12 protein-coding genes are annotated in these 12,607 nt (G+C 65.0%); 8 read left to right on the top strand and 4 right to left on the bottom strand.

Annotation, left to right across the window (positions count from 1 at the left end; all coding sequences use genetic code 11):
- Positions 1–27 precede the first annotated feature (27 nt).
- Positions 28–945: an amino acid ABC transporter substrate-binding protein gene (locus tag NWF24_RS02970; RefSeq protein WP_258352922.1), complete on the top strand. Its 918-nt coding sequence runs from the start codon at positions 28–30 to the stop codon at positions 943–945.
- A 70-nt stretch (positions 946–1,015) separates the two neighbouring features.
- Positions 1,016–3,589 carry a type II secretion system secretin GspD gene (gspD, locus tag NWF24_RS02965; RefSeq protein ID WP_258352921.1) on the top strand — a complete coding sequence of 858 codons (2,574 nt, stop codon included), beginning with the start codon at positions 1,016–1,018 and terminating at the stop codon, positions 3,587–3,589.
- A gap of 555 nt (positions 3,590–4,144) precedes the next feature.
- On the opposite strand, the gene NWF24_RS02960 is transcribed toward gspD, so the two are convergent.
- From NWF24_RS02960 to NWF24_RS02945, 4 genes are all read right to left on the bottom strand, one after another.
- Positions 4,145–4,489 (bottom strand): hypothetical protein, encoded by a 345-nt coding sequence (locus tag NWF24_RS02960; protein WP_258352920.1) that lies wholly within the window; start codon positions 4,487–4,489, stop codon positions 4,145–4,147.
- Positions 4,490–4,680: 191 nt separating this feature from the next.
- Positions 4,681–5,925: a hypothetical protein gene (locus NWF24_RS02955; protein ID WP_258352919.1), complete on the bottom strand. Its 1,245-nt coding sequence runs from the start codon at positions 5,923–5,925 to the stop codon at positions 4,681–4,683.
- A gap of 481 nt (positions 5,926–6,406) precedes the next feature.
- Entirely contained in the window at positions 6,407–6,766 is a 360-nt protein-coding gene (locus tag NWF24_RS02950) for a hypothetical protein (protein ID WP_258352918.1), read from the bottom strand.
- Positions 6,767–6,949: 183 nt separating this feature from the next.
- Positions 6,950–7,894, bottom strand: coding sequence for a LysR family transcriptional regulator (locus NWF24_RS02945; RefSeq protein ID WP_258352917.1), 945 nt, complete (start codon positions 7,892–7,894; stop codon positions 6,950–6,952).
- A gap of 102 nt (positions 7,895–7,996) precedes the next feature.
- On the opposite strand from NWF24_RS02945, the gene NWF24_RS02940 reads away from it, so the two are divergent.
- Genes NWF24_RS02940 through aroQ form a run of 6 tightly spaced genes read left to right on the top strand, consistent with a single transcriptional unit; the run spans position 7,997 to position 12,330 of the window.
- Entirely contained in the window at positions 7,997–8,926 is a 930-nt protein-coding gene (locus tag NWF24_RS02940) for a ketopantoate reductase family protein (RefSeq protein WP_258352916.1), read from the top strand.
- The gene (locus NWF24_RS02935; RefSeq protein ID WP_258352915.1) at positions 8,923–9,306 is read left to right on the top strand and encodes a VOC family protein; all 384 of its coding nucleotides are present in this window, start codon (positions 8,923–8,925) and stop codon (positions 9,304–9,306) included. The genes NWF24_RS02940 and NWF24_RS02935 overlap by 4 nt, the downstream gene beginning before the upstream one ends.
- Positions 9,307–9,351: 45 nt before the next feature.
- A complete protein-coding gene (locus tag NWF24_RS02930; protein ID WP_258355227.1) occupies positions 9,352–9,804 on the top strand; it encodes a MaoC family dehydratase in 453 nt (150 codons plus the stop codon).
- Positions 9,801–11,030, top strand: a complete 1,230-nt coding sequence (locus NWF24_RS02925; protein WP_258352914.1) for a CaiB/BaiF CoA transferase family protein — start codon at positions 9,801–9,803, stop codon at positions 11,028–11,030. Before NWF24_RS02930 ends, NWF24_RS02925 begins: the two co-directional genes overlap by 4 nt.
- A gap of 10 nt (positions 11,031–11,040) precedes the next feature.
- Complete coding sequence (aroE, locus tag NWF24_RS02920) at positions 11,041–11,862, top strand: shikimate dehydrogenase (RefSeq protein WP_258352913.1); 822 nt, start codon at positions 11,041–11,043, stop codon at positions 11,860–11,862.
- Between the two features lie 24 nt (positions 11,863–11,886).
- Complete coding sequence (aroQ, locus tag NWF24_RS02915) at positions 11,887–12,330, top strand: type II 3-dehydroquinate dehydratase (RefSeq protein ID WP_258352912.1); 444 nt, start codon at positions 11,887–11,889, stop codon at positions 12,328–12,330.
- Positions 12,331–12,607 lie beyond the last annotated feature (277 nt).

Below are 12,607 nucleotides of genomic sequence, written 5' to 3'. Positions count from 1 at the left end.
TTCAAACCGCCGTTGGCGTCGTACCCCATGTTCCCTTTTCCCCTGCGGCTGCTGCATGCCGCAATGATTCCCCTGGTCCCCGTGCTGATGGCGCTGGCGGCACTGCCGGCGCAGGCCGCCGACACGATGAGCAAGATCCGCGAAACGCACACGATCGTGCTCGGCGTGCGCGAAGCCGTGCCGCCCTTTTCGTTCGTCGATGCGCAGAAGCAGCCAGTCGGCTATTCGATCGATCTGTGCCTGCACGCGGTCGAAGAGATCAAGCGCGAGCTCAAGCTTCCCGACATCAAGGTCCAGTACAAGCTCGTGGCCGGCCCCGAGCGCATTCCGAAGTTGCTCGCAGGCGAAATCGACCTCGAGTGCGGCTCGACCACCAACACGATGGCGCGCCAGGAGAAGGTGGACTTCAGCTACACCTTCTTCGTCGCCGGGATGCGCGTGCTGACGAACAAGAGCCTTCACGTGGAGACGGTGAAGGACCTGAAGAACATGCCGATCGCGCTGGCCAAGGGTTCGACCTCGGAGAAGCTTTTCAAGCAACTCGCCGACGGTGAGCTGCGTGACGCGAAGTTAACCACCTACGACAACAACGGCGAGGCCTACAAGGCCCTGAAGGAAGGCAAGGTGCGCGCATTTGCGCAGGATGACTCGCTGCTGCAGGGCCTCGTGTCGAACGACAAGGGGATCGATACGCTCAGCCTGAGCAGGCTTGCGCTGTCGGTCGAACCGTACGCCGTGATGGTGCGCAAGGGCGACACCGCGTTGCTCGCGGCGGTCGATCTGAGCCTCTCGCAGCTGTACGCCAGCGGCGAGATCAATGCGCTCTATGACAAGTGGTTCAACACCCACACGCTCACCATCAAGATGGGGCGCCTGACACGCGACAGCTTCGTTCGGCCGAACAAGCAACCCGGCGTCGCGATGGTGCTCGGCCATTCGATCTGAGACGAACCGCCCGCCAGTGAAAGACCTCGGCGCACGGGGCGCTCTCCGGTCCCGGTTCCGCCTCCGGGCCGTGTGCCTGGGTCTGCTTGCGGCCGGCGCGGTCGGCACCGCCTGCGCGCAGAACGCGATCAAGGCGGTCGCAAGCGCCATGCAACAGGGTGTGGAGGTGATCCAGATCGACCTGGCACGACCCCTCGCCGCCGTGCCCGGCAGTTTTTCGGTCGCGAGCCCCGCGCGCATCGCGCTGGACTTCCTTGGCGCCACCAACGATGTCGGGCGCGCAGCCATCGAAGTGAATCAGCCCAACCTGCGCTCTATCAATGTGGTGCAGGCAGGCGAGCGCAGCCGGGTGGTGTTGAATCTGCGGCAGCCGGTGCCGTACACGGCAGAGCTGCAAGGCAATTCGGTGCGGGTCACGCTGCAGGCGGTTGCCGCTGCCGAGACACGGACGGTGGAAACGTCCGCGCCGGCCGAGGCCGCGCCAGCGCCTGTTGTTCGCAGCAGCCCGATCACGCTCAATTTCTCCAACGCCGACATCGAGGCCGTGGCGCGCACCATGGCGGTGGTCACCGGGCGCAATGTGGTGGTCGATCCGCGCGTGAAGGGCACGATGGACCTCGTGACCGACCGCGCCGTGCAGCCGGCCGCGGCCTTCAACCAGTTCGCCGCTGCGCTGCGTTTGCAGGGCTTTGCAGTGGTGGAGGCCGACGGCCTCTACAAGGTGGTGCTCGAAGCCAACGCCAAGCTGCAGAGCGTCGCCGTGAACACCTCCATCGGAGCCGTACCAGCGTCGGCAAGCAACCAGGTCATCACCCAGATCTTCAGGCTCAACCACGAGTCGCCCAACGCCCTGATGCCAGTGCTGCGTCCGCTGATTCCACCGAACAACACCATCAACGTGAACCCGGGCAGCAACTCGCTCGTGATCACCGACTACGCCGACAACATGCGCCGGCTCGCGCGCATCATCGCGGCGCTCGATGTGCCGAATGCATCCGATGTCGAGGTCATCCAGCTGAAGCACTCGATCGCCACCGACCTGATTCCGCTGGTGCAGCGGCTCATCGATGGCGGTGCGCCGGGCGCATCGAGCGTCAGCGAAGCACCAGGTGGTGCCGACGCATCGTTCCGCACTACGCTGCTGGCCGATCCGCGCAGCAACTCGGTGCTCATGCGCGCGGCCAACCCGGCGCGCGCGCAGCTCGTGCGCACGCTGGTCGAGAAGCTCGACCGCCCGCCCGCGGAAAGCAGCAACGGCGCGGCCGGCAACATCTATGTGGTCTACCTGAAGAACGCCGATGCGGTACGTCTGGCGGCCACGCTGCGCGCCGCGATGGCAGCGAACCGGCCATCGGGCACCACGGGCGCGGGTGCGGGTGCGGCTGACGGCAGCAGCGCCGTGCCACAGCAGGCCACGCAGAACAGCACGGGCGGTCAAAGCGGCTCGCCAGCCGCCAACCAGCCCTCCACCGGCGGCCAGATCCAGGCCGACCCGACGACCAATTCGCTGATCATCACGGCGCCCGAGCCGCAATACCGCCAGATGCGCGCCGTGATCGACAAGCTCGACGGCCGGCGCGCGCAGGTCATGATCGAGGCGCTGATCGTCGAGGTCAACGCCACCAAGGCCGCCAAGTTCGGCGTGCAGTGGCAAAGCGCGCTGGGCAACAACGCCGTCATCGGCACCAACTCCTCCCTCAACGGCGGCAACATCCTGGCGCTGACCCAGGCGCTGGCCACCAAGGATGCCTCCGGCCTGGCAACGTCGGTCCAGTCTGGCCTGAATCTCGGCATTGCCGGCAAGATCGGCGGCCAGTACATCCTGGGCGCGGTGGCGAATTTCTTCAGCAACGACAACGACGCCAACGTGCTCTCGACGCCCAACCTGCTGACGCTGGACAACGAAGAAGCCAAGATCGTCATCGGCCAGAACGTGCCGTTCCCGACCGGCTCCTACGCCAGCACCTCGGGCTCGGTGGGCGTGAACCCGTTCACCACCGTCGAGCGCAAGGACGTCGGCCTCACCCTGCGCGTGCGTCCGACCATCAACGAGAACGGCACCGTGAAGATGACGATCTTCCAGGAGATCTCGAACGTCGCGCCCGGCACAACCACCGACCCCAACGGCCCCACCACCAACAAGCGCTCGCTCGAATCCAGCGTGCTGGTGGAAGACGGCGGGCTCGTCATGCTCGGCGGCCTGCTGTCGGACACCTACGGCACCAACACTGAAAAGGTGCCCTTCGCCGGCGACATCCCGGTGGTCGGCAACCTGTTCAAGAGCGAGAACCGCACGCGCACCAAGAGCAATCTGATGATGTTCCTGCGCCCGGCGGTGATGCGCGATGGCGCCTCGACCGAGGCCTTCGCCTACGACCGCTACGACGAGATCCGCGGCCAGCAGCTGCAGACGCAGCCCAGCACCGACAACATCATGCTGCGCGGGGCGAACGCCGCGCCGGTGCTGCCCGATACGCTGCTGCAGCGCTCGAACAACCGGGGTGCGGGCAGCACCCGCATGGAAGGCACGCAGCTCATTCCGCCGTCGCAGCCGCTGGTCGATACGCGCAAGCTGGCGCCCGGCCCGCTGCGTGGGGCGCTGCCGCCTACGGCCGATCCGGTCAGCGCACGGGAAATGCCATAGGGCGCCAGCGGCTTCACCGCGGACTGAGCGTTCTGTTCGAGCGCCTCGGGAAACTGGAGCCTACGTAATCAATCGGCCTTTGCGGTTCAGCTGGTCAAGATTGCATCGGCGCTAACAGAGATGCTGACATGCGTCGACCTTGATCCAGACCTTGAGGGAGTTGCCGTGTCACATCGAGGCGCTTCGACTCGGAGTCACGCACTTGCACGCACTCTGGCGCGAACAGGAAACATGGCTCACGGCTGCGACAGAATGTGCGGCTCGAGGTCTGTTGGAAGCGATGACCGACAACTGGCGCGAAGCAAGTGAGCTGGAACTCAGCGATGGCGAGTTCAAGCGCCGGCTGTCAGGCCGGCGCCAGGGTGGCTATGCGACAGCACGCAGGGACACGCTATTTGAGCGGTGTGCCCCCTGCATTTAGATAGGCGGCCGTCTTCTTGTACAGGTTGCCGCAGTCGGTTTCAGCCGTGGTCGACAGGTCCGATCCTTGGCCGAACATCAGAGCTCCGGCATGGGCGCTCGCGACCTGTGCAGGCCGACGGCCGTGTTGGGAGCTTACTTGCGGGTCATTGCGATCAGGCAGTGAGCCAGACCCGCCACAGTGTTCGCCTGGTCTGCGCAGTCGGTCGGATTCGCAGCCGTCACCTGCGCCGGGACCTGGTCCAGAAGGCCGTACCCTCGCGCGAAACCAAAAAAATCGGGTTCAAGATCGATCATGTCGTGCGAGAGGGTGACCCCAACATCGGGGTGCTTGATGACGCGGGCCACCGGGGTGTCTCCCGGGGCGGCGGGGACCGTAGCGTCCGCCTGGAAACTTCCCGATTCTCCGCTCCCACAACCCGGGAGCACGACCGCGCTCAACACGAGCAACGCAGCAGCAAAATCGGTTTTATCAAACATGGGAGCCGTTGGTTAATGCGCAGAAAAGTCGCGGAGGCCGACACGGGCCGCCAGCTTTCCTGGAGGCGCTGATTTCATTGATCAGCCCGCGATCCGCCTTGAAGGCTTTTCGGCTCGCGAGGCGGGCGAATCCTGGCGTTCATCCAAGAAGATGTCGCAGCCGGATCAAGTGCGATCCCGGCGTCCGATCGCTACTTCAAGGCCGCACCGCCTCGCGCAAGGTACTGGCCCGACAGGCGGGCGAATTGGCCACCATCGGTGGTGATGGAGGTCTGGTGGCCGCCTCCTGGGCTGAAGACGATCGCGAACGTGTGGATGTCGCCGTACTCCTGGGCGTTGCGCAGCATGTAGTCGACATGGTTGTCGCGGTAGTGCTGGTCCGTGCCGCCGGGCGTATCGGACGGCACGCCCATAGGCGTCTGCCACCACAGGATCGGGAGGTCATTGCCCAGTGCTGCACGGTAGTCCGAAATCTGCTTCTGGGAGTCGTGGAAGTTCGGGCTGGTCTTGTTGCTTGCGTCCCAGTAGAACGGTGGGCTTCGCCCCGTGCATTCGTCGGGCGGCGATGCAGCTTCCCAGCAGCCCGCGTCGCGGTCGCTGGTCTGGGCGACGATGAAGTCCGCCTTGTCTGCCCCGACCACGCGCATCTGCGCGCCGATCTCGGCAGCGGTGCCGCTCCAGAAGGAGGGCGGGAATCCCACCAGCGCCTTGGGCGCGATCTGCCTGCCCATCTGCACGAGGCATTGGCCGAGGCCCGCGGCGGTGTTCGGCAAGCCGGCGCATTCCGGCTGGTTGTTCACGACGGCCGGAATTTGCGTCGCATCGTGATCGGGCCTCTTCGCCGCAAGGAACCCCCAGAAGTCAGGCTCCAGGTTGATCAGAACGGGCCCGCGCAGGTCCGCAATGTGCTGGTACATCAGCCGCGTCTGCCCCCAGTATTTGTTCATGAAGGTCGCGTCGTTGATGCCGCTCAGATCGCCCTGCATCTGGTAGAGCGTGAACATCGGAATCGCGCCGTAGGCCTGGTTGGCCTGCGCGGTGTATGTGAGGTACGCGCCGTCGGGACTGTTCCAGGTGGGCCAGGCGCCTGCGCCAGTGCCTACCAGGTAGGTGTCCACGATGTCCGGATGAATGTCCTGTTTCTTCATCTCGTCGATGGAACCGGAGCCGAGCCCGAACAGCACCCGGGCGGGCTTGCCGAGCCTGGTCACCAGTGCTGTGGTCGCTGCGACGGGCGAAGTGCCCCCTTCTGTGCCGCCACCCGTGCCACCCGTGCCACCCGTGCCGCTCGTGCCGCCTGTGCCACCGCCACTTTGGCCGGTGCCATTGCTGCCTTGACTTCCACTGCCCAGACCGGACAGGCCGGCCAGGCCACTGCCCTGGTTGCCGCCACCTCCACCTCCACCGCCGCAGCCAGACAGGAGCACCGAAAGCATCAGTGCGGAAACGCATCCTCGGGGAAACATCATCATGGGAATGATTTTTTTAGATTGAAGAGAACCAGCCGCCGCACGCGTTGCGTACTTCGCATGCGGGGAATACTTTCATCGTGCATGGCCAGCGGCATGTCGCAGGCTCGGGCCCGGATCCACTCGCCGACCAAGCCATGCGGCGCACGATTCATGCCTCAGACCCCGCCGGAGAAGAACGCGCCAATTGATCCCGGAAAGTGACGCGGAGCGTCGCTTCGGATTCACCGTGTGACAAGTTATGGCCAGCTCTTAAGTGGAGTCCGACAAAAAAGGAAATACCGGCGCATCAGGCCTAACATCAACCAACACTTGTGCATTACAAGGCGTTCCATTCACGATGCAGCGATCGACGGAGTAGAGCAACCAAGACTTCATCCCTTGTTTTTTGACTGCATCGAAAATCGAGATTCACTCACTCATTTTTCAGTGGAATGGCATTGTTCTCTCACGGCGTGCGCAGAGCCTTTGAACGCCATGCACCGGATGCTGGCACCCAATCCTGATGACTGAGCTTCTCCACAGCCATGTCGGCGAGCCGCTCACGCAACACGCCGAACGGCACCTGACATCCCCGGAAGCGCGAAGCTGATTCGCTCGATGTCTCGCGAGGGGTGCTCGCCTGACAACGCATGAATGCATTGATCAGGTGATGCGGCTCTGCCTTGACCAACGGTGGCGTGTGCCACCCAAGCGACGGTTGGATTTCTCCGAAACGGCGAAACGTGCAGCGCGGCAGAACCTTGCGCTGCCCAACGTGGTCGTCGAAACGCGCTCGGTCATGGCGCTCAAGAGCTTGATCGGCCACTCGGGTTTTCTTGGGGCGACGGTGATCGGGCCCAGGTCGGTCTCGCAATGCCATTCGGTCGTGCCGTCGGGCCGCACCATCAAGGCCACTTCGTTCACTGCGCTCCGGGTTGAAGCTATCGCCCGGAGCAGGCGCTCAAAGCGCATCGTGCTTTTCACCCTGACCGTCGACAGGCTCGATCCTCTATTTACGCGCGTTCGACTTCTTGGCAAAAAGCCGTTCGCACAAACCGCGCAGCCAGCGATTCGCCGGGTCCTGGTTGTAACGCGCATGCCAGTGTTGCTTGACGGTGAAGGGTGGCACAGGCACCGGGCAATCAAAGACAGCGAGCCCGTTGGTGCGGGCCAGTGTCTCGCCGATCTGGCGAGGCACCGTAGCCACGAGATCTGTGGTCGAGACGATGGCGGCCAGTCCCAGGAAGCCGGGTAGCTCCAGCAGGATGCGCCGTTCGACGCGGTGCCGCAGCAGTGCCGCCTCCAGCAGTTGCACGCCCGTGCCGCCGACGATGCCGATGTGCGCCTCGGCCTTGTAGTCGCGCAGGCCCATGCCCTTCGAGCCGACGCGCGGATGCCGTGCATTCACCAGGCATACCCAATCCTGCGGATACAGCACCTGCTGGTAGAAGCCTGATTCGAGCCAGGGGACCAGTCCGATCGCCAGGTCGGCCTGGCCTGACTGCAGCGCTTGCCCGGTCTGCTCGTCGATGCGCGCAGCCTCCAGGCGAATGCCGGGGCCCACGGCGCGCACGTGTGCCAACAGTTGCGGCAGCAACGTGATGTGGCTGGCATCCGTCATGCAGATACGAAAGCGCCGCGTCGCGCTCGACGGGTCGAACACTTCCGGCGGCGCGGCCACGCGGCGCAGCGCCGCCAGGGCCTCGCGCGCCGGAACGATCAGTTCTTCCGCGCGCGGTGTCGGCTGCATGCCTGCCGCGGTGCGCACGAACAGCTCGTCACCCAAGTGCCTGCGCAGCCGGCCCAGCCAGTTGCTCACCGTCGGCTGGCTCTGGCCGAGCTGGTCGGCCGCGCGCGTCACGCTCTGCGTGGTGTAGATCAGGTCGAACAGGCGCAGCAGCTTGAGGCTGAGCAGGCCCGCGCTTGCATCGAGGTTGTCGTCGTCGGCATTCATTTCAAAACGGAATGTAGATCATTCACTCCATGTCATGGACGAAATGTTCGTCGAAACCTATCTTCGACGCATCCCTTCGAGACACTCCTTCAAGAGACAGGCATGAGAATCTATTTCCTGGGCGCTGGCGCCCTCGGCTGCGCCATCGGCGGCACGCTCGCCGCCGGCGGGTCGGACGTCACGCTCATCGACCCGTTCCAGGCGCACGTCGACGCCATCCAGCGCGACGGCCTCCTCATGAAGGAAGGCGACTCGGAGCGCCGCGTCAAGGTGCGCGCATCGACCAGCGTCGAGGGCCTGCCGCCGGCCGACCTGGTGATCGTGCTGGTCAAGTCCTTCCACACGCGCTCGGCCATCGAAGGCGCGATGTCGATCGTCGGACCCGACACCGCGCTGATGTCGCTGCAGAACGGCATGGGCCACGAGGAAATCCTGGCCGACGTCGCCGGCCGCAAGCACGTGCTGGCCGGCAAGACCTACGTCGGCGGCGTCCTGCTCGGCCCGGGCCGCATCATTGCCGGCACGCGCGGCAAGCGCACGGTGATCGGCGAACTCGACGGCAGCGTGAGCGACCGCGCCAGGGCCATCGCGGCCGAATTCGAGCGCGCCCAACTCCCTTGCGAGGTCAGCGACAACATCCTGGGCGTGATGTGGGACAAGCTGCTCATCAACGTCTCGACCGGCGCGCTCAGCGGCATCACGGGCCAGGTGTACGGCAGCCTCTACGCGGTGCCCGAGATCGAGGCCACGGCCGTCGCCGCCGTGGCCGAGGCCATGGCCGTCGCGCGGTCCATCGGCGTGAAGCTGTCGATCAAGTCTCCGCGCGATGCATGGGTGATGGCCGCCGAAGGCCTGCCCTACGAGTTCAAGACCTCCATGCTGCAGAGCCTGGAGAAAGGCTCCATCACCGAGATCGATTTCATCAACGGCGCGGTGGTGCGCACCGGGCGCGAGCACAACGTGCCGACGCCGGTCAACCAGACACTGGTTGCGGCCATCAAGGGCATCGAACGCCGGCTGGAGGCGAAATGAGCACGCCGCGCGCCTATGTGGAGCACGTCGCCATCTGGGTGAAAGACATCCACTGGCACATCAGGTTCTTCCACGACGTTTGCGGCATGACGATGCGCGAAGTGCAGGGCACGCTCGAAGAGCCGGTCCAGTACTGGACCCTCGGCGGCATGCAGTTCATGGCCAAGCCGGACTACGCAGGGCCTGAAGGCCGCCTCGGCCATCTCGGCGTGATGTGCGAAGACCTCGAGGCCGCACTCGCCGCCGCACAGGCCTTCGGCGTGACCGAGATGCCGCAGGGCCGCAACTGGCTGCGCCTGCCGGACGGCCTGGCCGTCGAATTCATCCAGGCCAGCGCCGGCGCCGTGGCGCGCGCGCTCGCCATCGATCCCCGTGCCTGAAGAAGAGCCGCTCCCCCAATACAGAGACACACACCAATGACCACCTTGACCATCGAAGACAAGTACTGGGACGACGCCGTCGTCGGCCAGGAGTGCATCAGCCCGCCCTATGAAGTGACAGAAGCCCGCGTGATGGCGTATGCAGACCTCACCGGCGACCACACCCCCGTTCACACCGACGAAGCCTATGCGCGCACCACGCCCTTCGGCACCCGCGTGGCGCACGGACTGTTCGGCCTGTCGGTGGCCGACGGGCTCAAGACGAAGAGCGACATGCGCTTCATGCCGGGCATGTCGCTCGGCTGGGAATGGAGCTTTGTAGCCCCCATCAAGCTCGGCGACACGGTGCGCGTGAAATTCCACGTCGGCAGCAAGCGTGAATCGAAGAGCAAGCCGGGCTGGGGCATCCTCGTGCTGCCGTCCGAGCTCATCAACCAGCGCGACGAGGTCGTGCAAAAGGGCGAGCACCGCGTGATGGTCCCTAGGAAGCCGGCATGAGCACGTCGCCAAAACAAGCGCTGCCGCTGGCCGGCTTCCGCGTCGTCGACTACAGCCACTTCCTGGCCGGGCCCTATGTCGGCCGCTGCCTCGCCGCGCTAGGCGCGGAAGTCATCAAGGTCGAGCGCCCCGGCACGGGCGATGCAGGGCGTCAGCATGCGTGGTTCGTCGGCGACCACAGCGGCTATTTCCTGCAGCAGAACATGGGCAAGAAGGGCCTCAGCGTGAACACGAAGGACCCACGCGGCCGGGCACTGATGAAAAAGCTGGTCGACAGCGCCGACGTGTTCGTCGAGAACTACCGCCCCGGCGCGCTCGACAAGCTGGGCCTGGGCTATGCCGAACTCGCCGAGACCAACCCCGGCCTGGTGTACTGCTCGATCTCGGCCTACGGCCACACCGGCCCCGACTCGCACCGCGCCGGCTTCGGCCTCATCGCGGAAGCCAAGAGCGGCATCATGCAGATGGTCGGCAACCCGGGCGAAGCACCGCCGCTGCTGCGCATCTCGCTCGGCGACATGTACACCGGCATCCACGCGGTCGCCGCAATCAACGCCGCGCTGCTGGGGCGGGTGAAATCCGGCCGCGGACAGCACATCGACATGGCGCTGTACGACACGCTGGTGTCCATGCACGAGTACGCGGTGCAGTGCTACACGCTCTCCAACGGACAGGAGGTGCCGGTGCAGACCGGGCACGACATGCCCAATTCCACGCTCTACGGCGTGTTCCGCGCGCAGGACGGCGACCTCGTGATCGCCGCGCAGGTGGACGACGCGTGGAAGCGCTTTGCCGCGCTGGTCGAGCAGAACGGCGGCCCCGCGGGTTTCGGCAGCGACACGCGGCTGCACGCTTCGGCCGGGCGCAATGCCCACCGCACGGAGATTCTCGAAGTGGTGAAGCCGTGGGTTGCGGCGCGGCCGGTCGCGCAGGTGCTGAAGATGCTGGACGGCATCGACGTACCTGCAGCCAAGGTTCAACGCATCGACGAAGTACTGGCCGATCCGCAGATCCGTGCGCGCGGCATGGTGATCGAGCAGGAGCACCCGGTGCTCGGAAAAATCCGCCTGCCGAACCTGCCCTTCCACATGTCGGGTTGCGACACCTCGATCACGCAGGTGGCGCCCGAACTGGGCGAGCACAACGCGGAAATCGCGGCGAGCCTCGGCTTCGACGCCGCACAGATCGCAGACATGCAAGCCGATGGCGTGCTCTACAGCAAGTAAGGAGACAGTCATGACCGACAAGTACGCCGTGATCGGCAACCCGATAGGACACACCAAGTCGCCGATGATCCACGGCAGCTTCGCGCAAGCGACCGGCCAGGACATCGACTACAGCGCGATCGAAGGCTCGCTGGAGCGCTTCACCGACGACGTGCACGCATTCCGCAAGGCGGGCGGGCGCGGAATGAACGTCACCGCACCGTTCAAGCTGCAGGCCTATGCACTGGCCACCGAGCGGCTCGAACGCGCCGAACTCGCCGGCGCCACCAACGCGCTCAAGTTCGAAGGCGACCGCATCCTTGCCGACAACTTCGACGGCGTGGGCCTGACAAACGACATCCAGAGCAACCTGGGCTTCCCGTTCGAGGGCGCGCGCATGCTGGTGTTGGGCGCGGGCGGTGCGGTGCGTGGCGCACTGCAGCCGTTTCTCGCGCAAAAACCGGCCGTGGTGGTGCTGGCGAACCGCACGCAGGCCAAGGCCGTCGACCTGGCGAAACAGTTCGCCGGGCACGGCCGCGTGCAAGGCTGCGGCTACGGCGATCTGGCAGGCGAGCGATTCGACATCGTCATCAACGGCACCTCCGCGAGCCTCAGGGCCGAATTGCCGCCCCTGCCCGCGCAGGCGCTGCAGGGTGCGAAGCTGGCCTACGAGCTCGCCTACGGCAAGGGCCTGACGCCCTTCCTGCGCCTGGCGCAGAACGCCGGCGTGCCGAAGCTGGCCGACGGCGTCGGCATGCTCGTGGAACAGGCTGCGGAAGCCTTCCTGTGGTGGCGCGGCGTGCGGCCCGACACGCGCAGCCTCATCGACCGCATGACCATTCCCTTGGTCTGACCCGACGACCAGGAGACGACCCCCATGAAGATCCTCATGCTGCACGGCATCAACCACAACATGTTCGGCAAGCGCGACCCGAAGCAGTACGGCACGGTGACGCTGGCCGAGATCGACGCGCAACTGCAGGCACTCGGTAGGGAGCTCGGCACCGAGGTCGAGAGCTTCCAGACCAATTGCGAAGGCGCGATGTGCGAGCGCATCCACCGCGGCTTCACCGAGGGCGTGGATGCGGTCCTCATCAACGCGGGTGCATGGACGCACTACAGCTACGGCATTCGCGACGCACTGGCGATCCTCACTGTGCCTGTGGTCGAGTTGCACATGTCGAACATCCATGCGCGCGAGACGTTTCGCCATCACTCGGTGTTCGCCGAGATCGTGAAAGGACAGATCTGCGGCTTTGGCGTGGACAGCTACCTGCTCGGTCTGCGTGCCGTGGCATCAGTTGCCGCGCACGCGCAATGATGTTCACGTCGGTTGGTGTGTCGGCCTTCGCCTGTCTCCGCTCCGTCTGACGGAGTTGTATTGAGGACCATGATCGACGTCGTCCTCCAAGCCCCGTCGGGCCCAGGCAACAAGGTTTTGAAGCGAAATCCCGTTATATGTGTGAACTAGTTAATAAAAGTTAACTAGAGTTAACAAAGCATCGCCCCCGAGCGACCGCTTGTTACATATGCTCGCGCCCTCACGCTAGACGCTCCAGTGCTGAGGGCTTGTGCGGCAAGGGCCGCTCTGCCTGATC

This window comes from Variovorax paradoxus, assembly GCF_024734665.1.
In the GTDB taxonomy this organism is placed as follows: domain Bacteria; phylum Pseudomonadota; class Gammaproteobacteria; order Burkholderiales; family Burkholderiaceae_C; genus Variovorax.
This window is presented reverse-complemented; position numbering and strand designations above follow the sequence as displayed.

Coding starts and splice junctions, on each gene's coding strand:
- NWF24_RS02970 (WP_258352922.1), top strand. CDS start 28: ATGTTCCCTTTTCCCCTGCGGCTGCTGCATGCCGCAATGATTCCCCTG.
- NWF24_RS02960 (WP_258352920.1), bottom strand. CDS start 4,489: ATGTTTGATAAAACCGATTTTGCTGCTGCGTTGCTCGTGTTGAGCGCG.
- NWF24_RS02955 (WP_258352919.1), bottom strand. CDS start 5,925: ATGCTTTCGGTGCTCCTGTCTGGCTGCGGCGGTGGAGGTGGAGGTGGC.
- NWF24_RS02945 (WP_258352917.1), bottom strand. CDS start 7,894: ATGAATGCCGACGACGACAACCTCGATGCAAGCGCGGGCCTGCTCAGC.
- NWF24_RS02940 (WP_258352916.1), top strand. CDS start 7,997: ATGAGAATCTATTTCCTGGGCGCTGGCGCCCTCGGCTGCGCCATCGGC.
- NWF24_RS02935 (WP_258352915.1), top strand. CDS start 8,923: ATGAGCACGCCGCGCGCCTATGTGGAGCACGTCGCCATCTGGGTGAAA.
- NWF24_RS02925 (WP_258352914.1), top strand. CDS start 9,801: ATGAGCACGTCGCCAAAACAAGCGCTGCCGCTGGCCGGCTTCCGCGTC.
- aroE (WP_258352913.1), top strand. CDS start 11,041: ATGACCGACAAGTACGCCGTGATCGGCAACCCGATAGGACACACCAAG.
- aroQ (WP_258352912.1), top strand. CDS start 11,887: ATGAAGATCCTCATGCTGCACGGCATCAACCACAACATGTTCGGCAAG.